Annotated in this window: 21 protein-coding genes; 13 read left to right on the top strand and 8 right to left on the bottom strand. The window is 72.4% G+C overall.

Annotated features, from left to right (window positions below; all coding sequences use genetic code 11):
* Positions 1-9: 9 nt before the first annotated feature.
* The gene (locus tag SMD20_RS21065; RefSeq protein ID WP_329583766.1) at positions 10-678 is read right to left on the bottom strand and encodes a hypothetical protein; all 669 of its coding nucleotides are present in this window, start codon (positions 676-678) and stop codon (positions 10-12) included.
* A complete protein-coding gene (locus SMD20_RS21060; RefSeq protein ID WP_329583763.1) occupies positions 675-1,400 on the bottom strand; it encodes an ABC transporter ATP-binding protein in 726 nt (241 codons plus the stop codon). Before SMD20_RS21060 ends, SMD20_RS21065 begins: the two co-directional genes overlap by 4 nt.
* A 90-nt stretch (positions 1,401-1,490) precedes the next feature.
* Here SMD20_RS21060 and SMD20_RS21055 point away from each other — a divergent pair, with 90 nt between their 5' ends.
* Together SMD20_RS21055 and SMD20_RS21050 are read left to right on the top strand one after the other, a co-directional pair.
* Positions 1,491-2,042 (top strand): DivIVA domain-containing protein, encoded by a 552-nt coding sequence (locus SMD20_RS21055; protein ID WP_329583760.1) that lies wholly within the window; start codon positions 1,491-1,493, stop codon positions 2,040-2,042.
* Positions 2,042-2,524: a GNAT family N-acetyltransferase gene (locus SMD20_RS21050; protein WP_329583758.1), complete on the top strand. Its 483-nt coding sequence runs from the start codon at positions 2,042-2,044 to the stop codon at positions 2,522-2,524. The genes SMD20_RS21055 and SMD20_RS21050 overlap by 1 nt, the downstream gene beginning before the upstream one ends.
* On the opposite strand, the gene SMD20_RS21045 is transcribed toward SMD20_RS21050, so the two are convergent.
* The 5 genes from SMD20_RS21045 to iolC form a co-directional block, all read right to left on the bottom strand.
* Complete coding sequence (locus SMD20_RS21045; protein ID WP_329583755.1) at positions 2,521-3,591, bottom strand: AI-2E family transporter; 1,071 nt, start codon at positions 3,589-3,591, stop codon at positions 2,521-2,523. The two genes, SMD20_RS21050 and SMD20_RS21045, sit on opposite strands and share 4 nt — an antisense overlap.
* Positions 3,592-3,670: 79 nt before the next feature.
* The gene (gene iolD, locus SMD20_RS21040; RefSeq protein ID WP_329583752.1) at positions 3,671-5,503 is read right to left on the bottom strand and encodes a 3D-(3,5/4)-trihydroxycyclohexane-1,2-dione acylhydrolase (decyclizing); all 1,833 of its coding nucleotides are present in this window, start codon (positions 5,501-5,503) and stop codon (positions 3,671-3,673) included.
* Positions 5,500-6,339: a 5-deoxy-glucuronate isomerase gene (gene iolB / locus SMD20_RS21035; protein WP_329583750.1), complete on the bottom strand. Its 840-nt coding sequence runs from the start codon at positions 6,337-6,339 to the stop codon at positions 5,500-5,502. Before iolB ends, iolD begins: the two co-directional genes overlap by 4 nt.
* On the bottom strand, positions 6,336-7,247 hold the full coding sequence (locus tag SMD20_RS21030) for a Cgl0159 family (beta/alpha)8-fold protein (protein WP_329583747.1): 912 nt from the start codon (positions 7,245-7,247) through the stop codon (positions 6,336-6,338). Before SMD20_RS21030 ends, iolB begins: the two co-directional genes overlap by 4 nt.
* A 65-nt stretch (positions 7,248-7,312) precedes the next feature.
* The gene (gene iolC / locus SMD20_RS21025) at positions 7,313-8,263 is read right to left on the bottom strand and encodes a 5-dehydro-2-deoxygluconokinase (protein WP_329583744.1); all 951 of its coding nucleotides are present in this window, start codon (positions 8,261-8,263) and stop codon (positions 7,313-7,315) included.
* A gap of 213 nt (positions 8,264-8,476) precedes the next feature.
* On the opposite strand from iolC, the gene SMD20_RS21020 reads away from it, so the two are divergent.
* The 9 genes from SMD20_RS21020 to SMD20_RS20980 are packed head-to-tail and all read left to right on the top strand — an operon-like array spanning position 8,477 to position 19,456.
* Positions 8,477-9,850, top strand: a complete 1,374-nt coding sequence (locus tag SMD20_RS21020) for an extracellular solute-binding protein (protein WP_329583741.1) — start codon at positions 8,477-8,479, stop codon at positions 9,848-9,850.
* Entirely contained in the window at positions 9,825-10,760 is a 936-nt protein-coding gene (locus tag SMD20_RS21015) for a carbohydrate ABC transporter permease (RefSeq protein WP_329583739.1), read from the top strand. Before SMD20_RS21020 ends, SMD20_RS21015 begins: the two co-directional genes overlap by 26 nt.
* Positions 10,757-11,578 (top strand): carbohydrate ABC transporter permease, encoded by an 822-nt coding sequence (locus SMD20_RS21010; RefSeq protein WP_329583736.1) that lies wholly within the window; start codon positions 10,757-10,759, stop codon positions 11,576-11,578. Before SMD20_RS21015 ends, SMD20_RS21010 begins: the two co-directional genes overlap by 4 nt.
* Positions 11,578-12,645 (top strand): ABC transporter ATP-binding protein, encoded by a 1,068-nt coding sequence (locus SMD20_RS21005; protein WP_329583733.1) that lies wholly within the window; start codon positions 11,578-11,580, stop codon positions 12,643-12,645. Before SMD20_RS21010 ends, SMD20_RS21005 begins: the two co-directional genes overlap by 1 nt.
* The gene (locus SMD20_RS21000) at positions 12,642-13,820 is read left to right on the top strand and encodes a CehA/McbA family metallohydrolase (protein WP_329583730.1); all 1,179 of its coding nucleotides are present in this window, start codon (positions 12,642-12,644) and stop codon (positions 13,818-13,820) included. The genes SMD20_RS21005 and SMD20_RS21000 overlap by 4 nt, the downstream gene beginning before the upstream one ends.
* Entirely contained in the window at positions 13,811-14,710 is a 900-nt protein-coding gene (locus SMD20_RS20995) for a TIM barrel protein (protein WP_329583728.1), read from the top strand. Before SMD20_RS21000 ends, SMD20_RS20995 begins: the two co-directional genes overlap by 10 nt.
* A complete protein-coding gene (locus SMD20_RS20990; protein ID WP_329583726.1) occupies positions 14,707-15,780 on the top strand; it encodes a Gfo/Idh/MocA family protein in 1,074 nt (357 codons plus the stop codon). The genes SMD20_RS20995 and SMD20_RS20990 overlap by 4 nt, the downstream gene beginning before the upstream one ends.
* Positions 15,777-18,530, top strand: coding sequence for a glycoside hydrolase family 38 C-terminal domain-containing protein (locus tag SMD20_RS20985; protein ID WP_329583724.1), 2,754 nt, complete (start codon positions 15,777-15,779; stop codon positions 18,528-18,530). Before SMD20_RS20990 ends, SMD20_RS20985 begins: the two co-directional genes overlap by 4 nt.
* A gap of 35 nt (positions 18,531-18,565) precedes the next feature.
* Entirely contained in the window at positions 18,566-19,456 is an 891-nt protein-coding gene (locus SMD20_RS20980) for a hypothetical protein (protein ID WP_329583721.1), read from the top strand.
* Between the two features lie 11 nt (positions 19,457-19,467).
* Here the strand turns inward: SMD20_RS20980 and SMD20_RS20975 are convergent, their stop codons facing one another.
* Complete coding sequence (locus tag SMD20_RS20975) at positions 19,468-20,952, bottom strand: PucR family transcriptional regulator (protein ID WP_329583719.1); 1,485 nt, start codon at positions 20,950-20,952, stop codon at positions 19,468-19,470.
* Positions 20,953-21,021: 69 nt separating this feature from the next.
* Here SMD20_RS20975 and speB point away from each other — a divergent pair, with 69 nt between their 5' ends.
* Both speB and SMD20_RS20965 read left to right on the top strand, forming a co-directional pair.
* On the top strand, positions 21,022-21,960 hold the full coding sequence (speB, locus tag SMD20_RS20970) for an agmatinase (RefSeq protein ID WP_329583716.1): 939 nt from the start codon (positions 21,022-21,024) through the stop codon (positions 21,958-21,960).
* Positions 21,957-23,486 (top strand): purine-cytosine permease family protein, encoded by a 1,530-nt coding sequence (locus SMD20_RS20965; protein WP_329583713.1) that lies wholly within the window; start codon positions 21,957-21,959, stop codon positions 23,484-23,486. The genes speB and SMD20_RS20965 overlap by 4 nt, the downstream gene beginning before the upstream one ends.
* The last annotated feature ends 8 nt before the right edge of the window (positions 23,487-23,494 follow it).

The following is a 23,494-nucleotide window of genomic DNA, read 5'->3' as shown; positions in this document are numbered from 1 at the left end:
CACACCCGGTCAGTGCCTCAGGCGGCGCCAGGCGTACCACGTCAGGGCGAGGAGGCACCACGCGAGCGAGACGGCGGCCAGCTCGGGAAAGCGGGCGACCAGGTCGCCGTCGTTGGCCGCGCGCATCCACACCACCAGCGGCACCGTCAGCCAGTAGGCCGGCGAGGCGCTGAGCAGCAGCATCAGCAGGAACCCGAGGACCAGCCCCATGATCGACAGGGCGGGCGAGCGGACGACGGCCCGGCTGGTGAGTGCGCCCAGCGCGGTGCCGGTCAGCGCCGCGAGGCCGTGCATCGCCACGCCGGTGGCGAGCACGCCGGGCGAGGGCCGCGCGCTCATGCCGAGCAGCAGCGCCGCGGCCAGTCCCGCGGCGGCGAGCGCTCCGCAGGCGACCAGCGCCGCCACGAGGCCCGCCACCACCTCCCTGCCCCGGCCGCCCACCGTCACCGCCGACAGCTCGCGCTGCCGGTCGGGCTCGGTGTCCAGCAGGCTCCTGGCGGACCAGGCCAGCACGGGGACGATCAGTACGGCGGCGTCGGCCAGCACGCCCGCCTCCTCGCCGCGCGGCGCCCGGCTGCTGTGCAGGATCGCCAGCAGGGCGAGGACCAGCAAGAGGCTCTGGAAGACGCGGTGCGAGCGGACATAGGCGGCCAGCCGGAACACGGTGAGCGCCGTCATCGGGCGGACTCCTCGATCTCGCGGGCCGGATAGCCCTCGCCGCGCATCCGGGCGAGGAAGCGGGGCAGCTCGCCGGCGGGCACCTGTACGGCCACGGTGACCAGTTCGTCCGAGACCGGCACCGGCGAGGAGAGCTCGTGGAGGCGGCCGTCGGCGACCGTCCAGTGCCGGAGCGCCGGTAACGCGCGCAGGCCGCCCTGGTGGTCGCTGACGACGACGATGCCGCCCCGCCCGGCCACCTCCGTCGCGAGGTCCGGCAGCACCGCGCGGGTGGCGGCGTCCAGGCCGGCGAACGGCTCGTCCATGATCAGCAGCCCGGGGTCGGCCATCAGCGCCTGCGCCAGCCCCACCTTGTGCCCGCCGCCCTTCGACAGCTCGCCCAGCGGAGTGGCCAGCAGGTGCTCCATGTGCAGTCGTTCGGCCCACGGCTCCCACCGGGCCCCGCCGCGCATCCGGGAGACGTGCCGCAGGTACGCCGCCACCGTGAACGGCTGCCCCGTGGGAAACCGGTCCGGCGCGAACCCGACCACCGCTGGCCGCTCGCCGATCGTCCCCTGAGTGGGCCGGGACAGACCGGCCAGCAGCCGCAGCAGGGTGGACTTGCCCGCGCCGTTCACCCCGGTCAGCTCGACGATGTCGCCGGGCATGAGCTCGGCGTCCGCCCCTTGGATGACGAAGGGGTCACGCCGTCGGTAGCGGAAAAAGACCTTGGACAGTCGCATGGTGGTGTAACGGTATATGTCGGGGTGCCTGACCAAGATAAAGAGCAGCACAATGGAGGCACCCCCAGCACGATTCAGAGGAGCGTGAGCTTGAACCGCTTTCCGCGCGTCATGGGCATGCGTTCAGGCTATGACCCGGCCGAAGTCGACGCTTTGATCGGCCGCATCGAGGCCACCCTGGGCCGGGGTCCCCGCACGTACGAGCCGATCACCGCCGACGAGGTGCGCGCGGCCACGTTCCGCGCCAAACGCGGCGGCTACCAGGAGACGGCGGTCGACTTCGCCCTGGAGGCGTTCGTGGTGGCGCTGGAGACGCAGGCCAAGTGGCCGGTCCGGCTGGCGCTCGCCGAGCCGACCGGCGAGCTGCTGCGCGAGGAGTGGTTCGAGACGCAGGCGGCCCGGGTCGAGCGGGTGGCCTTCCGTTCGGGCCGCATGGGCACCGGCTACAACGAGGACGAGGTCGACGCCTTCCTCGACCGCATCGTGGCCACCCTGCGCGGCACGACCGACTTCCCGGTGACGGCGAAGGAGGTGCGCGAGGCGCGGTTCTCGGCCGTGCTGGTGCGCTCGGGTTACCTCATGGCGGACGTCGACTCGTTCCTCGCGGGCATCGCCGACGTGCTGGAACAGCGGCGGGCCTGATGAGCCTGTCCGTACGGCCCATCGGGCCGGCCGACGTGGAGAGCGTGTCGGCGGTGCTGCGGGAGAGCTGGGGCGGCACCACGCTCGTCGCCATGGGCCGGGGCGAGCTGGTGGACGCCGCCGCCCAGCCCGGTTTCCTCGCCGAGCTCGACGGCGAGCCGGCCGGCGTCGTCACCTACCGGGAGCGGGACGGCGCGGTGGAGATCATCACCATCGACGCCGTGCTGCCCGGCAAGGGGGTGGGCCGGGCGCTGCTCGACGCGGTCCGGGCCGCGGCCGTCGAGCGGGGCGCCACCCGGCTGTGGCTGATCACCACCAACGACAACACCAGAGCCCTGCGCTTCTACCAGCGGTACGGCTTCGACCTCGTGGCCCTGCACCGCGACGGCGTGGAGCGGGCGAGGAGGCTGAAGCCCTCCATCCCGCGCGAGGCCGACGGCATTCCCATCAGGCACGAGCTGGAGCTGGAGCTCCTGCTCTAGGCGCCCTGCGGAGGAGCCTGAGGGGAAGGAGCGGGAGGGGCCGGCGGGGGCCGCTCCGGCGGAGGCGGAGCGGGTGGCTCGTCGGTGTGCTCCCCGTGGCGGTGCACCAGCGCCACGACCACCGAGGTGACCGGCGCGGCGAGGAACGCCCCGACGATCCCGGCGACCACGCTGCCCACCGCGATCGCCACCAGGATGACCGCGCCGGGCAGTTCGAGCGCCTTGCCGTAAATCTGCGGCGCGAGCACGTGCCCTTCGAGCTGCTGCACCGCGATGGTCACCGCGACCACGATGAGCGCCACCAGCCAGCCCTTGGCCACCAGCGCCACCACGGCCGCGAGCAGCCCGGCCAGGAACGCCCCCACCACCGGCAGGAACGCCCCGATGAACGTCAGCACCGCGAGCGGCAGCGCCATCGGCACGCCGAGGATCCACAGCGCGATGCCGATGAAGAACCCGTCCACCGCGCCCACGACCGCGATGCCGCGGACGTAGCGGCCGATCACCGAGAAGATCAGCCGGCCGGCCCACATCAGCCGCCCCCTGCTCCTGGCGGGGGCGAGGCTCACCAGCCAGCGGAACAGGTGGTCGCCGCTGTGCACGAAGTACACCGACAGGATCACCGCCAGCACCGCGCCGACCACGATCTCGCCGGCCGTCCTGACCCCGGCCAGCGCGCCGGTGGTGATCGTCTTGCTCTGGCCGGACAGCCAGTCGGTGGCCTGCTTGAGTAGCTGCTGGTCGTTGATGCCGAACCCGGCGAGGAAGGTGTGCAGGTCGTTGAGCACCTTGCCGACGCTGGCCTGCATCTCCGACACGCTCTCCGCCGTGGGCGGCACGAGCAGCGCGATGAACGCCGCCGCCATCACCAGCGCGGTGAGGAAGACGACCGTGGTGGCGAGGGCCCGGTTGAAGCCGTGCCGCCAGAGCCGGCGGGCGGCCGGCGCGAGCAGCGCCGTCAGGAACACGCCGATCACGACCGAGATCGCGACCGTCGCCACCTTGGTGAGGCAGTAGCCGGCCACGGCGATCACGCCGGCCCATCCCAGCAAGCGCCACGGCCTCATCCACTGCTCCCTGATCTGGCCCCCTCAACAGCCCGGAGAGGGGGCCTACCCGGCACTGCGGCGGGCAATCCTCAGGGGATCAGGAAGGATCGAGGTGGAGGTGCTGCCGGCGCTTGGCGGCGGCGTACTCGTCCCGGATCTCCTGCGGCGGGCCGACCTGCGCCACGGGCACGTCCCACCACGCCTCGGACGAGGGCACGTCGTCGGCCAGCCGGTCGGTCCGTACGTAGATCACCGTCGTCGTCTCGCCCGCCCGCGCCGCGTCGAGCGCCTTGCGCAGGTCGGCGACCGTCTCGGCGCGGACCACGGACGCGCCCAGGCTGGCCGCGTTGGCGGCGAGGTCGACCGGGAGCGGGCCGCCGTCGCGGGCGGTGTAGGCGGTGCCGAGCCGCCGCGCGCCGACGCTCTCCGACAGCCGCCCGATGGAGGCGAAGCCGGAGTTGTCCACGAGCACCACGGTCAGCTTGACGCCCTCGGCCACGGCGGTGACCAGCTCCTGCGCCATCATCAGGTACGACCCGTCGCCGACCAGCACGAACACCTCGCGCTCCGGCGCCGCCAGCTTCACGCCGAGCCCGCCGGCGATCTCGTAGCCCATGCACGAGTAGCCGTACTCGACGTGGTAGCTGCCGGGACCGCTCGGCCGCCAGAGCTTGTGCAGGTCGCCGGGCATCGAACCGGCCGCGCACACCACCACGCCGTCCTCGCCGGCGGCGGCGTTGACCGCGCCGATCACCGCGGCCTGCGACGGCGGCGTGCCCTCCAGCGCGAACGCCGCGTCCACGGCCGCGTCCCACGCGCGGATCAGCTCGCCCGCCCGCTCGCCGAGCGCGGACGGGGCGTGCCAGCTCCCCAGCGCGCCGGCCAGGTCCGCCAGGCCCTCGCGGGCGTCGGCGACGAGCTGGAGACCCGACAGCTTGGCCGCGTCGAAGCCGGTGATGTTGACGTTGACGAAGGCCGCGTCCGGGGCGAAAAGGGTGCGCGAGGCGGTGGTGAAGTCGCTGTAGCGGGTGCCGACGCCGATGATCACGTCCGCCTCGCGGGCCAGCGCGTTGGCCGCCGTGGTGCCGGTCGCGCCGACCGCGCCGACGGCGAGCGGGTGCCCGTGCGGCAGCGCGCCCTTGCCGGCCTGCGTCTCGGCCACCGGGACGCCGAACCGCTCGGCGAAGGCCCGCAGCTCGTCCGCGGCCTCGCTGTGGAGCACGCCGCCGCCCGCCACGATCAGCGGCCGCTCGGCCGCGCGCAGGCGTTCGGCGGCCCGCGCCAGGGCGGCCCGCTCGGGGCGGGGCCGCGGGACGTGCCAGACCCGGCGGGCGAACAGCTCGTCGGGCCAGTCGTACGCCTCGGCCTGCACATCCTGGGGCAGTGCGAGCGTCACCGCGCCGGTCTCGGCCGGGTCGGTGAGCACCCGCATGGCCGCGAGCAGCGCGGACGGGAGCTGCTCGGGCCGGTTGATCCGGTCCCAGTAGCGGGAGACCGGCCTGAGGCAGTCGTTGACCGACACGTCGTAGGAGCGCTGGTCCTCCAGCTCCTGCAGCAGAGGGCTCGCCACCCGGGTGGAGAAGATGTCGCCGGGCAGCAGCAGCACCGGGAGCCGGTTGATGGTGGCGCCCGCCGCGCCGGTGACCATGTTGGTCGCGCCGGGCCCGATCGAGGTGGTGCAGGCCAGCGTGGCCAGCCGGTTGCTCGCGCGGGCGTAGCCGGCGGCCGTGTGCACCATGGCCTGCTCGTTGCGGCTCAGCAGGTACGGCAACTCGCTGTCATCGGCGAGGGCTTGTCCAATCCCCGCCACGTTGCCGTGGCCGAAGATGCCGACGCAGCCGGCGAAGAAGCGGCGCTCCACGCCGTCACGCTCGCTCCACTGCCGCGCCAGGAAACGCACGACGGCCTGCGCGACGGTCAACCGGGTCATGAGGTCCTCCCGAAGGGCAGTCTGGGATCCATGCGCTGCCCCTCCCACGAGGAGCGGATCCAGGCGTGGCGCGGATCATCGCAGAACGCCATCGAACGCTCGTCGGCCGGACCGGCCAGCACGTTCAGGTAGTAGAGGTCGTAGCCGGGCGCGGCCATGGACGGGCCGTGATAGCCGTGGGGGACCAGGACGACGTCGCCGGAGGACACCTCGGCGAGGGTGTCGATCCGCCCACCTTCCGAGGAGTAGACCCGCTGGTAGCCGAGCCCCTGGTCGGCCACCTCGAAGTAGTAGATCTCCTCCAGCACGGCCTCGCCCGGGTTGGGGGTGTCGTGCTTGTGCGGCGGGTACGACGACCAGTTGCCCGACGGCGTCAGCACCTCCACCGCCATGAGCTTGTGGCAGTCGAAGACGCCGGGCGCGCAGAAGTTGTTGACCTGGCGGCTGGCCTGGCCGGCGCCGCGCAGCTCGACCGGCACCTCGGCCGCCGCGACGTACCGGGCGGGAAAGGCCTCGGTGGCGCGGGCGGAGGGCAGCGCGATCCGCCCCGCCCCCTCGATGGTGACCTCCGTGCCGATCGGCACGTACGCGAAGTCGGAGGGCCCGTCGAAGACCGACGGCCGCCCCGCCAGCTCGAACCTGTCACCGGGCAGGCGCACCGAGCACGATCCCGCCAGCGGGAGGACCAGCAGCTCCTCCTCGCCGGTGGAGAACGTCACCGGGGCGTCGGTCAGGTCGAGGATCCGCAGGCCGGAGTAGGTCCAGCCGGCCTGGGACGGAGTCACCTCCACCGACCAGGGGCCGTTCGCGGTCTTGCCGTACGGAAGATGGGTCATGCGCGTGCCTCTCGCACCAGGGCCGCGGCGCCGTCCACGGCGGCGGCCACGTCGTCGTCCGGAGGGTAGAGCAGGGCCCGGCCGACCACGAGCCCCAGCACGCCGGGCAGGCGCAGCGCGCGGTCCCAGTCGGCGAGGGCGGCGTCGATGTCCGGGGGATCGCCGCCGAGCAGCAGGGCGGGCAGCGTGGTGGCGGCCATCACCCGCTCCATCTCGGCGATCGCGGGGATCTTCAGCCAGGTGTAGGCCGAGGTCGTGCCGAGGGCCTGGGCGATGCTGATCGCCTTGATCACCGCCTCGGGGGACAGGTCGTTGCGCAGGGCTCCCGACTCGGTGCGCAGCGACCAGAACGGCTCCACCATGGCCACCAGCCGGCGCCTGGCCAGCTCACTTACCGCGCGGGCGCAGGACTCCAGGGTGTTGACGGTGTTGTGGTCGGACGGGTCGATGCGGCAGAGCATCTTGCCGCCGTCCAGCCGCATGGCGTCGATGGAGCCGGCGTCGAAGCCGGTGAAGCGGTCGTCCAGCTCGAACACCGAGCCCTGGAGGCCGCCCCGGTTCATCGAGCCGAAGGCCAGCTTGCCCTCCAGCGCGCCCAGCAGCAGCAGGTCCTCCAGCACGTCGGGGGCGGCCAGGATGCCGTCCACGCCGGGCCGCGACAGCGCGGTGCGCAGCCGGTCGAGCAGGTCGGCGCGGCTCGCCATGGCCAGCGGGCGGTCGCGGACGGCCAGGGCGCCGCGGGCCGGATGGTCGGCGGCGATGATGAGCAGGCGCTCGTCGTCGCCGGGCAGCCCGCGCCGCTGCCTGCGGGCCGCGGCCTCGGCGATCTCCTCGGGGCGGGTGGCGCGGATGCGGGTGAGCTGCTCGTACCCGCTGACGGCGGGCTCGTTGCGAGCGGGGCCATTCACGGCGGGCCCATTCACGGCGGGCCCGTTGACGGAGGGCCCATTCACGGCGGGCAGGGTGACGTCGCTCACGAGGTCACCCCCTTCAGCAGTTCCTCCACCTCGGCGGTCGTGGGCATGGCGTCGGCGCAGGCCAGCCGGGCGGCCACGAAGGCGCCCGCGGCGTTGGCGAAGCGGATCGCGCGCTCCAGCGGCCAGCCGTTCAGCAGTCCCAGGCAGAGCGCGCCGCCGAAGGCGTCTCCCGCGCCGATGCCGTTGACCACGCTGACCTCGACCGGCTTGATCAGGCAGCTCTCGTCGCGGGTGCGGGCGTGGACGCCTTCGGGGCCGAGCTTCACGATCGCGACCCGCGCCCCGGCGGCCAGCAGCGCCTCGGCCGCGGCCTCGGGCTCGCGCACGCCGACCGCGGTCTCGACCTCCTCCAGGTTGCCGACGGCGACGTCCGCGTACGGCAGCATGCGCGCCGCCATCGCGCGGGCGGCCTCCCGCGAGGGCCACAGCGAGGCCCGGTAGTCGAGGTCGAACACGGTCCAGCCGTCACTCCCGGCGTCACGCCGGGCGGTCAGCGCGGCCTCGTGCGCGGCGGCGCTCGGCTCCTTGCTGAGCCCGGTCAGTGAGAACCAGAACATCCGGGCCGCGCCGATCGCCTCCAGGTCGAGGGAATCGGCGGTGAGGCGCAGGTCGGGTGGATGCTCGCCGCGGTAGAAGTAGATGGGGAAGTGGTCGGGCGGGAAGATCTCGCAGAACGTGACCGGCGTCGGCGCCTCGGGGTAGGTGGCCACATACCTGTCGTCCACGCCGAACCCGCGGATCGCCCGCCGTACGTACTCACCGAAGGGATCGTCGCCCACGCCGGTGATCACCGCGGAGCGCAGCCCGTGGCGGGCGGCCGCGACGGCCACGTTGGTCGGGCTGCCGCCGAGGAACTTGCCGAAGGTCTCGACGTCGGCCAGCCCGACGCCGGTCTGCAGCGGGTAGACGTCGACGCCGCAGCGGCCGATCGTGATCAGGTCGTACAACGCACCTCCTGAAGGGGAGCTTACCTTCGACACTATGGCATATTGTCAGGACATACAGATGTCCGCCACGTTACTAGGCCTGCTACCGGATGCAAGGGTAGGAAGGCCGACATATCTCTGAAACATGGCAAGAGCTTTACGTCATCTGCATGTCATGACATATTGGCTTTCGGCCCACCTCCTCAAGGAACGTGTCGGAGGGTTTGCATGGCAATGCGGAAGTTCGCTGTGGTCATAGCCGCGGCCGGCCTCGGGCTCGCCGCCTGCGGCCAGTCGTCGGGTGGCGGCAGCGGCGACACCATAGAGTTGACGATCGCCCAGAATGCCATCGCCGGCGGCAAGAACGCGGCGGCGGCCGGCTTCGTGGCCGACTGGGTGATCCCCAAGTTCGAGGCCGCCCAGAAGGCCAAGGGGAAGGACGTCAAGGTCAAGTTCGTCCCCAGCGGCGTCGACGACGAGCAGTACAAGACCAAGCTCTCCCTGGACCTCAAGTCAGGCAAGGGCGCGGACGTGATCGACATCGACGGCATCTGGGCCGGCGAGTTCGCCCAGGCCGGCTACATCAAGCCGCTGGCCGACGTGGTGGGCCCCGAGGCCGAGAGCTGGGACGGCTGGGCGCAGATCCCCGAGTCGGTGCAGGGGCTGGCCACGTACGAGGGCAAGAAGTACGCCCTGCCGGTCGGCACCGACGGCCGCGTGCTCTACTTCAACAAGACGCTGTTCCAGAAGGCGGGCCTGCCCGCCGACTGGCAGCCGAAGAGCTGGCAGGAGATCCTCGACGCCGGCACCAAGCTCAAGTCCTCCGGCGTGCCGGTGCCGATCCAGATCAACGCCGGCACCGCGATGGGCGAGGCCACCTCGATGCAGGGCGTGCTGCCGCTGCTCGCCGGCGCGGGCGGTCAGGTCGAGCAGGACGGCAAGTGGACCGGCGCCGCACAGTCGCTCAAGGACGCGCTCGGCCTCTACCAGAAGATCTACGGCGGCGGCCTCGGCGACCCCAAGCTCCAGCAGGAGGCCAAGGGCCGCGACAAGTCGTTCCAGCAGTTCGCCGAGGGCAAGGTCGGCATCCTCATGGAAGGCGACTACTTCTGGCGCGGGGTGGTCAACCCCGCCACCGGCGTCGCTCCCATGAAGGACCGCGACCAGAACGTCGGCTACGCGCTGATCCCCGCCATCGAGCCCGGCAAGGGCATCCGCGGCCAGGACTTCGTCAGCATGTCCGGCGGCGCGCTGCGCACGGTCAACCCCAACAGCAAGCATCCGAAGGAAGCCTTCGAGCTGCTGGCCTTCACGCTCTCCCCGGAGGCGCTGAAGGAGGAGACCAAGGACGGCAACGTGCGCATCACCCCGCGCACCGACGTCAACAAGGAGATCCTGGCCGGGCAGCCGCTGCTGACGTTCATCTCGGAGAAGGTGCTGCCGCTGACGGCCTACCGGCCGCCGGTCGCGGTCTACCCGCAGGTGTCGGTGGCGCTCCAGGAGGCCACCGCCGCGGTCGTCGGCGGCACAGCGCCCGACCAGGCGGCGGCCGACTACCAGAAGAAGCTCGAAGGAATCGTCGGTGGCGCAGGCAATATCGCCTCCTGAGGTCATCGACGGCGACCCGTCAGGCCGCCGCGGCGGATACAGCTCCGACGCGGCGGGCCTCGGCCGGCTGCGCGCGGGGGCCTTCGTGGCCCCCGCACTCCTGCTGATCGCGGCGTTCCTCGTCTTCCCCGCGCTCTGGGTGCTCTACCTGGGGCTGACGAACTACCGCCTGACCGGCGCCGCGGCGGCCGAGCCGCAGTTCGTGGGGCTGGACAACTTCCTGGACGCGGTCGCCAACCCGACGTTCTGGAACTCCACCTGGCTCACCGTGCAGTTCGTGCTCGGCTCGGCCGTCATCGGCCAGGTCGTGCTCGGCTTCACCATCGCCTGGATGCTGCGCGACCGGCGCGGGCCGCTCAAGCGGCTGGTCGAGGGCCTGGTCATCCTGGCCTGGATCCTGCCCAGCGCCGTGGTGTCGTTCCTGTGGGTGGCGCTGCTCGACCGCGACGGCGGCACGCTCAACGCGCTGCTCGGCATCCCGGGCTTCGCGTGGCTGCTCGACCACCCGATGTTGTCGATCATCATCTTCAACACCTGGCGCGGCACGGCGTTCTCGATGATGTTGTACGGCGCCGCCCTCGGCAACGTCCCGCCCTCGCACCTGGAGAGCGCCCGGCTGGCCGGGGCCTCCGGCTGGCAGCAGCTCCGCGACGTGGTCTTCCCGCACATCCGCGGCCACATCCTGACGAACCTGCTGCTGATCAGCCTGTGGACGTTCAACGACTTCAGCCCGTTCCTGCTCACGGCGGGCGGACCCGACGGCCGGTCCGAGGTGCTGGCCGTGCACGTCTACAAGGTCGCGCTGCAGAGCGGCGAGCTGGGCTACGGGGCCGCGGTCTCCACGATCATCCTGCTCATCAACCTGGTCGTGGCGGTGTTCTACCTGCGGCTGCTGAGGAGCAAGAAATGACGCCCCGCTTCGTCCTCGGCCGGATCGGCTTCTACACGCTGATCGCGGTGCTGCTGGCGTTCTTCACGATCCCGCTGCTGTGGCTGGTGACCGCGCCGTTCACCTCCGACCCCACCTACGAGGTGCGGATGCCGGACTTCACCTGGGAGAACTTCCAGGCGGTCCTGGAGCATCCGTACGCGCTGCCGTCGCTGTGGAACTCGCTGGTGCTGTCGGTGGGGACGGCGCTGCTGGTCGTGCTCATGGCGGCGCTGGCGGCGTACGCGCTGAGCCGGGTGCGGCTGCCGGGGCGCGACGCGCTGCTGTACGCGCTGCTGCTGCTGTCGTCGATCATCACCGGGACCGCGGCCATGGTGCCGCTGTTCCAGCTCGCCGTGGAGCTCAACCTCATCGACTCGCAGCTCGGGCTGATCCTCATCCTGACCGGCGGGCTGCTGCCGGCGGCGATCTTCATGCTCAAGGACTTCATGGACTCCACGCCGAAGTCGTACGAGGAGTCCGCCCGGGTCTTCGGGGCCTCGCCGCTGCAGATCGTGCGGCACGTGGTCGTCCCCCTCGTACGGCCCGGGCTGGCGACCATCGCCGTGTGGTCGATCGCCAACGTGTGGGGGAACTTCCTCATGCCGTACCTGCTGCTGAGCGACGTGGAGAAGCAGCCGGCGGCGGTGATCACGTACACGCTGTACACCGAGGGCGGGCAGGCCAACCTGCGCATGCTGTCCACGTTCGGGCTGCTCTACTCGGTCCCCGTGGTGCTCATGTACCTGTTCGTCAGCAAGAAATACGGCTTCCGCTTCCACGGAGGGATCAAGCGCTAATGGCCGCCATCGAACTACGCGGGCTGACGAAGGTCTACCCGGGCGGAGTGAAAGCGCTCGACGCGCTCGACCTGGTCATTCCCGACGGCGAGTTCTTCGCGCTGCTCGGGCCCTCCGGTTGCGGCAAGACCACGCTGCTGCGCACGATCGCCGGTCTGGAGGCCGCCTCCGGCGGGTCCGTGCTGATCGGCGAGCGCGACGTCACCGGCACCCAGCCGGGCGGGCGCGACGTGGCCATGGTCTTCCAGGACTACGCGCTGTTCCCGCACATGGACGTCACCGACAACATCGCCTACCCGCTGCGGATCAAGAAGGTCGACAAGGCCACGCGCCGCGACAAGGCCGCCGAGGTCGGGGCGCGGCTCGGGCTGGAGCGCCTGATGGACCGGCGGCCCGGCCAGCTCTCCGGCGGCCAGCAGCAGCGGGTCGCGCTGGCGCGGGTCATGGCCACGCAGGCGCAGGCGTTCTTGTTCGACGAGCCGCTGTCCAACCTGGACGCCCGGCTGCGGCTGGAGGCGCGTACGTTCCTGAAGAAGCTGCAGCGCGAGCTCGGCGTCACCACCGTCTTCGTCACCCACGACCAGGCCGAGGCCCTCGCCATGGCCGACCGGATGGCCGTCATGGAAGCGGGGCACATCCGGCAGATCGGCACACCGGCCGAGGTGTTCCGGCGGCCGGCCAACACGTTCGTGGCCGGCTTCATCGGCTCCACTCCGATGAACCTGCTCGACGGGCTGGTCCGAGGTGACACGCTGGAGGTTGCAGGCTGCAAGGTGGCCGTCCCCGCCCTGGCGGAGGGCCGGCTGAGCGACGGAGAGAAGATCGTGTACGGTGTCCGCCCCGAGTACATGACCTACTCGGACGAGCCCGCGGAGGGCGGAATGGGCGGGAAGGTGGCCATCGTGGAGAACCTGGGCGCCTCCCACCTGGTGACGCTCGACGTCAACGACGTGATCGTGCAGGCCGTCGTGCCCGAGGGCAGCGAGCCCGCCGTCGGCGACGACGGCTACGCCGTGCCCCGGCGCGACCGCGCGCTGGTCTACCGGGACGGGGAGCTGGTGTCATGAGAGGCCACTGGAGTCTGGACGACCGGCTGGAGCGGATCCTGCGCGAGGTGTCCTTCGAGGTCCCGCCCGGCACCGCGGCCGTCACCGTCCGGCTGTCGTACGACCGCGCGCAGGGCGTGCTCGACCTGGGCTGCGGCGCCCCCGGCGGCTTCCGCGGCTGGTCGGGCGGCGCGCGCGACACGTACACGATCACCCCGTCGTGGGCCACCCCCGGCTACCTGCCCGGCGAGCCCGAGCCCGGCACCTGGCACGTGTGGCTGCGGCTGCACCGCATCCCGCCGCAGGGCCTCGACTTCACCCTGGAGATCGAGACCTCCGGCACGGTCCCGCCCGAGCCGGCCGCCGAGGAGCCGCCGCACGGCGAGCGCCCGCCGAGGCGCGACATCCCCGGCGTCGACGGCCTGAGCTGGCACGCCGGCGACTTCCACGCCCACACCGTGCACAGCGACGGCGCGCTCGGCATCGCCGAGCTGGCCGAGCTGGCCCACGGGCGCGGGCTCGACTTCCTGGCCGTCACCGACCACAACACCGTGAGCCACCACCCCTGGCTGGCCAAGGCCGGTCGCGGCATCACGCTCATCCCCGGCCAGGAGGTCACCACCGACCGCGGCCACGCCAACGTCTTCGGCGACGTCGGCTGGGTCGACTTCCGCGAGCCCGCCGACTCCTGGGCCGAGCACGCCGAACGGGCCGGCGGCATCATGTCGGTCAACCATCCGCTCGGCGGCGACTGCGCCTGGCTGCTGCCGCTCGACCGGCGCACCCGGCACGCCGAGGTGTGGCACTCGGGCTGGTGGGACCGCCGCTGGGGCGCCCCGATGGCCTGGTCGCAGTCCTGGCGCGACGACGTGATCGCGATCGGCGGCAGCGACTTCCACCGTCCCGGCTCCGACGGGCTGCCCGGCGAGCCCACGACCTGGGTCCTGGCCGAGGACCCCGCCACGGTGCTCGACGGGGTGCGCGCCGGGCGCGTGGCGATCTCCGCGGGGCCGGACGCGCCGCTGCTGCTGCGGCTGGGCGACGAACTGCTGGCGCTGGACGCCGACGGGCTGGTCCTGGTCCGGCCCTCCGGCGAGCGTCAGGTGATCCGCGGTGACCGGGTGCTGGTGCGCGGCATGGACGGGCCGCACCGGCTGGAGACGTACGAGAACGAGGTGATGGGGCTGTGTCACTAGTCAAGGTCGCGAACGCGCCGGTGAGCTTCGGGGTGTTCGAGCTGAGCGACGCGCCGCCGCCGCTCGGGCCGGACACCATGGTCCAGGCACTGGCCGGGGCCGGGTACGAAGGCATCGACTCCGGCCCGATCGGCTACCTGGGCACCGGCTCCGAGCTGGCCGACCGGCTCGCCGGCAGCGGGCTGCTGCTCGCGGGCGGCTGGGTGGACCTGCGTTACGGCGACGCCGAGGCGTACGCGCGGCAACTGCCCGCGCTGGAGGCCGCGCTGGACGTCTTCGCCGCCGCGCCCCCCGCGCCCGAGGGCTTCGCGCCCCGGCCCACGCTGGCCTGCTCGGGCTCGGCGAAGCGGTTCGCGCGGCCCGGCGGGAGCGTTCCAGGGCTCGCGGCGGGGGAGTGGCCGGCCTACGCCGCCCGCGTACAGGAGGCCACCGACCGCTGCCGCGAGCGCGGCCTCGAACCCGCCTTCCACCACCACCTCGGCACCTACGTCGAGACGCCCGACGACGTCGAGCGGCTGCTGGAGCTGACCGACGTCCAGCTCTGCCTGGACACCGGCCACCTGCTGCTGGCCGGCGGCGACCCCGTGACCGCGCTGCGCGACTGGGCCGGCCGGGTCGGCCACGTGCACATCAAGGACGGCGACACCAAGATCCTGGCCGCCGCCCTCGCCGATGGCATCGACCTGCGCGAGCTCATGGGCCGCGGCGGCTTCGCGCCGCTCGGCGAGGGCGAGCTCGACCTGCCCGGCGTCGTGCGCACGCTGGCCGAGATCGGCTACTCGGGCTGGGTCGTCATCGAGCAGGACACCCTGCCGGGCCGGCGCACCGTCGAGCAGAACATCGCCGACCAGGCCGCCAACCGCCGCAAGCTGAAGGAACTGGGACTGTGAGAATCGCGCTCATCGGATGCGGCGCCGTCACGCAGGCGGTGTACGTGCCGCTGCTGTCCAGGCGCCGCGACCTGTTCGAGGTGACCGCCGTCTGCGACCTGTCGCGCACGCTGGCCGACGCCGTCGGCGACCGGCTCGGCGCCCCCGGCCGCTACACCGCGCTGGAGGACATGCTCGACGCCGGCGGCTTCGAGGCCGTGCTCGTGCTCGCCTCGGGCTCCCACGGCGAGACCGTGCGCCGCGCGCTCGCCGCCGGCTACGCCGTGCTGTGCGAGAAGCCGCTCGCGCTCACCCGCGCCGAGGTGGCCGCGCTGCCCGAGGGGCGGCTCATGGTCGGCTACATGAAGCAGTACGACCCCGCCGTACGCCGGGCCGAGGAATTGCTCGCCGAGCTGGGCGGCCCCGCGGCGATCCGCGCCGTCGAGGTGACCGTGCTGCACCCGAGCGGGGAGTCGCAGCTCGCCTTCGCCAACCTCACCCAGGCCCGCGACGTGGACGCCGGCCTCCTCGACTCCCTGCGGGCCGCCGAGCGCGAGCTGACGATCCGCGCGGTCGGCGAGTCCGAGCCGGTGCGCAGCCTGTACGGCATCTCCCTCGGCTCGATCTGCCACGACCTGTCGCTGCTGCGCAGGTTCACCGGCTCGCCGGCCGAGATCTCGCACGTCGAGACCTGGGGACCCGCGCCCGGCTCGGTCGAGATCTCCGGCGCGCTGCCCGTGCAGGGCCGCTTCTCCATCCGCTGGCACTACCTGGAGGACTACCCCGCCTACCGGGAGACGGTGGCCATCCACCACGACACCGGCACGCTGGAGCTGGTCTTCCCCGCGCCCTACCTGATGAACGCCCCCACCACGCTCACCGTCGTGTCGGGAGCCGAGAGCCGCAACGAGTACCGCGACGTCACCGAGGCGTTCGAGGTGCAGCTCGCCGCCTTCCACGCCTTCGTCAACGACGGCAAACCGCCGCTCACCGACGCCGGCGGCGCGCTGGAGGACATCGTCACCGCGCAGCGCATCGCCGCGCGTTACGCCGAGCAGCATGGTCTGCCGATCGGAGGAGAGGCCGCGTGAGCGCGGAGATCGTGCCTACGGAGATCGTCGTCGTCCCGCACACCCACTGGGACCGCGAGTGGTACGAACCGTTCCAGCGTTTCCGGCTGCGCCTGGTGGCGCTGCTGGACGAGGTGCTCGACACGATGGAGCGCGAGCCCGGCTACCACTTCACCCTCGACGGCCAGCTCGCCTGCGTGGACGACTACCTGGAGGTGCGGCCGGAGAACCGCGACAGGATCGCCGCCCTCGTCGAGTCGGGACGGCTGGCGATCGGCCCGTGGCAGATCCTGCTGGACGAGTTCCTGTGCTCGGGCGAGAACATCGTCCGCAACCTCGAACTCGGCATGGACCGGGCCGACAAGCTGGGCGGCGCGATGCCGGTCGGCTACCTGCCCGACATGTTCGGCCACACCGCCCAGATGCCGCAGATCCTGCGCAAGGCCGGGCTGCTGCACGCGTGCGTCTACCGGGGCGTGCCGTCCGCCGTCACCACCGACGCCTTCGCCTGGGTCGCCCCCGACGGCACCGCCATCCGCACCCAATACCTCCCGGCCGGCGGCTACGGCAACGGCGCCCACCTGTTCCACGACCCCGACGGGCTGGCCGAACGGGCGGCGACGTTCGTCACCACCATGCGCCGCTGGCACGGGCCCGAGGGGTCGCTGCTGGCGATGTACGGCACCGACCACTCCGCGCCGGTGCGCGGCCTCCCCGAGATGGTGGCCGCGATCGGCGCCCGCATGGACACCCTGTCCGGCTACGTCGGCGCGTACTCCGGCGACGTGGCGGGCCTGCCCGCCGTGCCCGGCGAGCTCCGCTCCCACGCCCGCGCCAACATCCTGCCCGGCGTCATCTCCATCCGCCCCCACATCAAGCAGGCCATGGGCCGCGCCGAACGCATGGTCGAGCGCTACGCCGAGCCGTTCGCCGCGCTCTGGGGCGGCGAGTGGCCCGGCCGCTTCCTCGACATGGCCTGGTGGCGGCTCGTGGACGCCAGCGGCCACGACTCGGTGACCGGCTGCGGCGTGGACGAGACCGCCCAGCAGGTGGCCGCCCGCATCGCCGAGGCCGAACACCTCGGCCAGGCCGTACGCGACATGGTGACCGCCCGCCTCGCCGCCACCGTGCCGGCGGAGGGCATCCTCGTGGTCAACCCCAGCCCCGCCGCCCGCACGGGCGTCGTCCTCCTGGACGTCGCCGGCCTCGACCCCCTGGTGGACCCCTCCGGCGCGGTCGTCCCGGTCCAGCCCCTGGAGTACGCCCCCACGCTGCTGCTCGACGAGGAGATGGACCCCGCCACGGCCCTCACCTTCGTCCACGGCACCGAGCTGTACGGCCAGCACATCACCGGCTGGTCCGTCGAGGACGGCGTGCTCACCTTCACCGTGGCCCGCACCTCCACGCTCGCCTTCGACGTCGCCGACCTGCGCGACGCCCTCGACGGCGTCACCCGCGTCCGGATCGTCGCCGAGCCCCGCCGCACGGTCGCCGCCCTGGTCCAGGTCCCGCCGCTCGGCCACACCAGCGTGCGGCCGATGCCGCACGCCCTGGTGTTCACCGCGCCCGCCCCCAGCGAGGACGACGACACCGCCACCCACGACCCGGCGTGCTGGCTCGCCTCCGACGTCAGCCCCCTCCCGGCGCGCGGCGACGAAGAGATCCTCGACAACGGGCTGGTCCGCGTCACCATCGCCGCCGACGGCACGCTGGCGCTCGTCGGCGCGGACGGCACCACCATCACGGGCGCGGGCCGCATCGTGGACGGCGGCGACGTCGGCGACACCTACAACTACGCGCCGCCCGCCCACGACCTGCTCGTCTCCGAGCCGGTCGCGGTCGAGACCGAGCTCATCCACACGGGGCCGCTGGTGGCCGTGGTCGAGGTGCGGAGGACGTACGAGTGGCCGGCCGCGGGCGACGGCCTCGCCGAGACCCCCGAGCTCCCGGCCCGGTCGCGGACCGCCCGCACGGAGCGGACCGTCGTCACCACCCGGGTCGAGCTCCGCTCCGGCGAGCCCTTCGTCCGGCTCCGGCTCGACTTCGACAACCGCTGCGACGACCACCGCGTCCGCTTCCACGTGCCCCTGCCCGAGCCGGCCACGGAGTCCCACGCCGAGGGCCAGTTCGCGGTCGTCACCCGCGGTCTGACCGCCGAGGCCGGCTGCGGCGAGACCCCGCTGCCCACCTTCCCCGCCTCCTCCTGGGTGGCCGCGGGCGGCGCCGCCGTGCTGCTGGAGCACGTCACCGAGTACGAGCTGACCGGCGACGGCGAACTCGCCCTCACCCTGCTCCGCTCGGCCGGCTACCTCTCACGCAACCGCAACGCCCTCCGCCCCGAGCCCGCCGGCCCTCAGCTCCCGACCCCGGCCGCGCAGTCGCGCGGGCTGCGCTCGCTCAACCTCGCGCTGATGCCGTCCGCGTCCTGGCAGCAGGCGCCGCCCGCCGCCGAGGTCTTCCGCCACGACCTGGTGACCGTCGCGGGCACCGGCGAGCCGTCACTGCCGCTGCCGGCGGCGGCGTACGGGCTGTCGGTGACGGGCGAGGGCGTGACCATGACCTCGCTGCGGATGCGCGACGACTGGCACGAGCTGCGCGTCGTCGCCCTCACCCCGGACGCCACCGAGGCGGTCGTCGCGGGCGGCCTCACCGAGGCCCGCCACGCCGACCTCCGCGGCCGCCCCGGAGACACCCTGCCGGTGACCGACGGCACGCTCCGGCTCCCCCTGAAGCCCTGGGAGATCGCCACCATCCAGTTCCGCAAACTCTGAGTAATGAATCGAACGCGAGTAGTAATGTTCGCGGCATGGTCACGTCGCAACACGAAGGTCTGACCAAGGTCGCGACCTTCGAACCGGATCACACCCGACAGATGCTGCTCGCGCTGTTCGACCTGCCCATCCCGAAGTCGGGCGAGGGCCGCCTCGCCTCGCCCGACCTCTCGGAGGCGGACCCGGCGGTGTGCCGGGCCGACGGCGCCCTGCTCTACGGCGATGGGGAGGACAAGTTCGGCATCATCGTCGAGACGCAGCGCGGCCTCGACAAGGAGAAGCCCTACTCCTGGCTGGAGTACATCGCGAACTTCCGCTCCCGCGAGAAATGCCCGGTGTGCTTAATCGTCATCTGCCCCAAGCGCAAGGTCGCGCGATGGGCGCTGCGGGTCATCGAGACCGGGCACCCCGGCCTCGAACTGACGCCCCTGGTCATCCACTCGGGCAACACGCCCGTCATCACGGACGTCGAGCGCGCCAGGGAGAACATCGGGCTGGCGGTCATGTCCGCCGTCATCCAGAGCGAGGATCCCCGCTTCGAGGCCGTCATCTCCGCGGTGGAGAAGGCGCTGGACTACCTCGATCCGAAAATCGCCGAGCGGTACGCTCGCTACATCACTGTGTCACTGGAAGGTGACGCACAGAAAGAGTGGGAAAAAAGGATGAAGGCGATGACGTATCCGTACATGGGCGAGTACGCCGAGAGCCTGTTCGCCAGGGGGAAGCTCGAGGGGAAGGCCGAGGGGAAGGTCGAGGGGAAGGCCGAGGGCGAGGCGAATGCCATCATCCTGATTCTTCAGGGACGCGGAATTCCGGTGCCCGACAAGATGCGGGGGCAGATCCTCGCCTGCACCGACGAGGACACCCTCGACGCCTGGGTGCTGCGGGCGCTCACCATCGAGTCAGCGGAGGACCTCTTTGACTGACCCCGCGTGTCCTAGCCGAAGAGGCCGAGTTGGCGGGCGGCGCGGAGGGCGAGCCAGACCTCGGCGAAGGCGCCGCTTGACGAGAGGTCGCGGTCGGTGAGCGCGGCGAAGCGGCGCAGCCGGTAGGACAGCGTGTTGGGGTGGATGTGCAGGGCCGCGGCGGCGTCGTCCGTGTGCCGGTTGTGCTCCATCCACACCCGTACGGTCGCCAGCAGGCGCGAGTCGTGGGCGGCGTCGTAGGCCACGACCTCGCCGAGCACGTGGTCCACCAGGGCGCGCAGGGTCGCCGGGTCGTCGGGGAGCCAGCGGCCCGTGGTGTCCTCCCCGTAGTGGACCAGGGGCTTGCCGGATTCGGCGGCGTGCGAGGCGGCCCAGACGGCCTCGCGTTGCGGCAGGCGCAGTGAGGCGCCGGCCGGGAACGGGCGGCTCGCCCCGGCGCGGGCGTCCGGGACGGTGGCGGCGACGGGGCCGGCCGCGGGCGGGCCCAGCACATAGTGGTCGTCGCCGCGGCGCAGCATCAGATGGGGCAGTTCGTCCAGGGCGCGGCGCAGGGCGTCGTCGGGGGCGTCGCGGACGACCAGCAGGACCAGGTCGGCGTCGAGGCCGAGGCGGGTCAGGCGGCGGCGGGCGGCCGGCGGGTCCAGCACGTCCTGGAGCAGCTCGGCCAGCGTCTCGGCGCCCTCGCGGCGGAGCGTCTCGCGTTCGTTGCGGGCCATCGCCACCTGCAGCGCCGCCACTGTGGCGATGTGCTGGACGACGGCGAGCCCGGCCGGGCGGGCGCCCTCGCGTTCGAAGGCGACGAGGAAGCCGGCGGGGCCGCCCGGGGCGGAGACCGGCAGGGCGAAGCCGCCGGGGATGGTGGGCGGCGCGTCCGGCTCGGCGGGCAGGACGTCCAGGCTGGGCGGCACCGGCACCCCCTTGAGCAGCGGCCGGCCCTGCGGCGTGCACAGGTGGACGTCGTAGCCGGACAGCCGTTCGAGGCGTTTGAAGAGGGTCGCGGTGTCGAGGTCCTCGGCGGCGAGCCAGCGCAGCGCGCCGAAGACCTGGAGCTGTGCGCCCAGGCGGTGGTCGGCGTCCTCCTGCAGCGCCGCCGCCACCTCCTGCGAGATCGCGATGAACGGCACCGCCAGCGGCACCTCCAGCACCGGGATGCCCCGCTCCTCGGCCGTCTCGAAGAAGGCCGGGTGCAGCGGCGGGACGTGGAGCCCGGCGGACAGGGCGAGCGCGGAGACGCCGGCGTCGTCGAGGCGGCGCAGGTAGGCGCGCTGCCGGGCGGCCGAGCGGGGCAGGCCGAGCCCGGTCGTCAGGATGACCTCGGCGCCGAGCAGCCAGGGCGTCGGGTCGTCGAGCTCGCTGACGTGCGCCCAGGACACCGACCGGGACAGGCCCGCCTCGCCGGCCAGGAGCCGGAGCTGCAGGGCCGGCGAGCGGAGGAGGTCCTCGACGGTGATCTTGTGGTCCCGGCGTTCCGGAACCGGGCGTTTGTGTTCCGGCACAACACACACCGTAATACTTCGTGGCCACTACAATTGCCGCAGGTCAGAGGCATGACGAACACTGTCGGCATGACTATCGGCCCCGTCGACTCCTCCCGGGTCCCGCGATTCGCCGGGCCCGCCACCTTCGCCCGCCTGCCCCGCCTCGACCAGGTGGAGCGGGCCGACGTCGCGGTCGTGGGCGTGCCGTTCGACAGCGGCGTGTCCTACCGGCCGGGGGCCAGGTTCGGTCCCGCCGCCGTCCGGGAGGCCTCCCGGCTGCTGCGGCCGTACCACCCGGGGCTCGACGTGTCGCCGTTCGAGCAGGTGCAGGTGGCCGACGCCGGTGACATCGCGGCGAACCCGTTCGACATCGGCGCGGCCGTCGGGGCGATCGAGGAGGCGGCGGGCTCGATCGACGCCCGGCTCGTCACCATCGGCGGCGACCACACCATCGCGCTGCCGCTGCTGCGGGCCGCCGCGAGGAAGCACGGCCCGCTCGCGGTGCTGCACTTCGACGCGCACCTCGACACCTGGGACACCTACTTCGGCGCGGAGTACACGCACGGCACGCCGTTCCGGCGGGCGGTGGAGGAGGGGCTGGTCGACACCGAGGCGCTGAGCCACGTCGGCACCCGCGGCCCCCTGTACGGCAAGAAGGACCTAGAGGACGACCGGCGGCTCGGGTTCGGCATCCTGACCGCCGCCGACGTGCTGCGGCGCGGCCTGGACGAGGTGATCGACGTGCTGCGGCAGCGCATCGGCGGGCGCCCGCTGTACGTCTCGGTCGACATCGACGTGCTCGACCCCGCCCACGCTCCCGGCACCGGCACCCCGGAGGCCGGCGGGCTCACCAGCCGCGAGCTGCTGGAGATCCTGCGCGGGCTCGCCGGTTGCGACCTGATCGGGGCCGACGTCGTCGAGGTGGCCCCGGCCTACGACCACGCGGAGATCACTTCGGTCGCCGCCTCCCACGTGGCCTACGACCTCGTCAGCTTGCTGGCGTTGCGGCAGGAGAAGCAGACATGAGCAACACCCTCACCGAGATCGAGACCTACGGGGTCGAGCGCATCCCCGACGCCGACCGGACGGCGCGCCCGCTCGACCTGTTCCGGGTGGCCTTCGGCGGCGCGAACACGTTCGCGACCTGCGTGCTCGGGGCCTTCCCCATCCTGTTCGGCCTGTCGTTCTGGCAGGGCCTGGCCGCGACCGTGCTCGGGCTGGTGGTGGGGTCGATGATCCTGGCGCCGCTGTCGCTGTTCGGGCCGCTCAACGGCACCAACAACGCCGTGTCGTCCTCGGCCCACCTGGGCGTGCACGGGCGGGTCGTGGGCTCGTTCCTGTCGCTGCTGACCGCGATCGCGTTCTTCTCGATCTCGGTGTGGTCGTCGGGAGACGCGCTCGTGGGCGGCGCGCACCGGCTGGTCGGGCTGCCGGACGTCGACGCGTCGTACGCGGTCGCGTACGGCATCTTCGCCGCTCTCGTCCTGGTCGTCTGCGTGTACGGCTTCCGCTTCATGCTGTTCGTCAACAAGATCGCGGTGGCGGCGGCGTCGCTGCTGTTCGTGCTGGGGATCTTCGCCTTCGCCGGCGACTTCGACCCGTCCTACCCGGGCACGCTCGCGGCGGGTGACCCGCTGTTCTGGCCGTCGTTCATCGGCGCGGCGCTCATCGTGCTGTCGAACCCGGTCTCCTTCGGCGCCTTCCTCGGCGACTGGTCGCGTTACATCCCGGCGGACACGCCGCGCCGGCGGGTGATGACGGCGGCGTTCATGTCGCAGATCGCCACGATCCTGCCGTTCCTCTTCGGCCTGTCCACCGCCTCGATCATCGCGTCCAAGGCGGCGCAGTACGTGGACCCGGCCGCCCCCAACTACGTCGGCGGCCTGCTGGCGATCTCCCCCGCCTGGTACTTCGTCCCGGTCTGCCTGATCGCGCTCATCGGCGGCATGTCCACGGGCAGCACCTCGCTCTACGGCACCGGCCTGGACTTCTCCAGCGTGTTCCCGCGGTTCAGCCGCGTGCAGGCCACGGTCTTCATCGGTACGCTGTCGATCGTGTTCATCTTCGTCGGCCGCTTCGCCGCGAACCTGACGCAGAGCATCTCGACGTTCGCCACGCTCATCATCACCTGCACCGCCCCGTGGATGGTGATCATGATGCTCGGCTACGTCACGCGGCGCGGCTGGTACGACGCCGACGCCCTGCAGGTCTTCAACCGCCGCCAGCGCGGCGGCCGCTACTGGTTCACCCACGGCTGGAACTGGCGGGGCATGTCCGCCTGGCTGGCCTCGGCGGCGCTGGCGTTGTCGTTCGTCAACCTGCCGGGGCAGTTCGTCGGCCCGCTCGGCGAGCTGGCCGGCGGCGTGGACATCTCGCTCCCCGTCGGCCTGGCCGTCGCCGCGCTGCTCTACCTGGCGCTGCTGGCCGCCTTCCCCGAGCCGCGCGAGGTCTACGGGCCGCGGGGTCCGCGCCTGGTCCGCGCGGCCGACACCCCGGTGCCGCCGATCATCGACGCGCGGCCGGCGGCGGCCACGGAGCCGGTCGCCCCGTGAGGGAGCCG

Origin of the sequence: Nonomuraea sp. LP-02, from assembly GCF_036289125.1 — a bacterium.
Taxonomy (GTDB): Bacteria; Actinomycetota; Actinomycetes; order Streptosporangiales; family Streptosporangiaceae; genus Nonomuraea; species Nonomuraea bangladeshensis.
The sequence above is the reverse complement of the archived record's forward strand: the minus strand, read 5'-3'. Positions and strand labels throughout refer to the sequence as shown.

Bases quoted from the DNA above. Each gene is read 5' to 3' on its own strand.
- SMD20_RS21020 (WP_329583741.1), top strand. From the start codon at position 8,477: ATGCGGAAGTTCGCTGTGGTCATAGCCGCGGCCGGCCTCGGGCTCGCC.
- SMD20_RS21060 (WP_329583763.1), bottom strand. From the start codon at position 1,400: ATGCGACTGTCCAAGGTCTTTTTCCGCTACCGACGGCGTGACCCCTTC.
- iolB (WP_329583750.1), bottom strand. From the start codon at position 6,339: ATGACCCATCTTCCGTACGGCAAGACCGCGAACGGCCCCTGGTCGGTG.
- SMD20_RS21050 (WP_329583758.1), top strand. From the start codon at position 2,042: ATGAGCCTGTCCGTACGGCCCATCGGGCCGGCCGACGTGGAGAGCGTG.
- SMD20_RS21065 (WP_329583766.1), bottom strand. From the start codon at position 678: ATGACGGCGCTCACCGTGTTCCGGCTGGCCGCCTATGTCCGCTCGCAC.
- speB (WP_329583716.1), top strand. From the start codon at position 21,022: ATGACTATCGGCCCCGTCGACTCCTCCCGGGTCCCGCGATTCGCCGGG.
- SMD20_RS20980 (WP_329583721.1), top strand. From the start codon at position 18,566: ATGGTCACGTCGCAACACGAAGGTCTGACCAAGGTCGCGACCTTCGAA.
- SMD20_RS21005 (WP_329583733.1), top strand. From the start codon at position 11,578: ATGGCCGCCATCGAACTACGCGGGCTGACGAAGGTCTACCCGGGCGGA.
- SMD20_RS20965 (WP_329583713.1), top strand. From the start codon at position 21,957: ATGAGCAACACCCTCACCGAGATCGAGACCTACGGGGTCGAGCGCATC.
- SMD20_RS21045 (WP_329583755.1), bottom strand. From the start codon at position 3,591: ATGAGGCCGTGGCGCTTGCTGGGATGGGCCGGCGTGATCGCCGTGGCC.
- SMD20_RS21010 (WP_329583736.1), top strand. From the start codon at position 10,757: ATGACGCCCCGCTTCGTCCTCGGCCGGATCGGCTTCTACACGCTGATC.
- iolD (WP_329583752.1), bottom strand. From the start codon at position 5,503: ATGACCCGGTTGACCGTCGCGCAGGCCGTCGTGCGTTTCCTGGCGCGG.
- SMD20_RS21000 (WP_329583730.1), top strand. From the start codon at position 12,642: ATGAGAGGCCACTGGAGTCTGGACGACCGGCTGGAGCGGATCCTGCGC.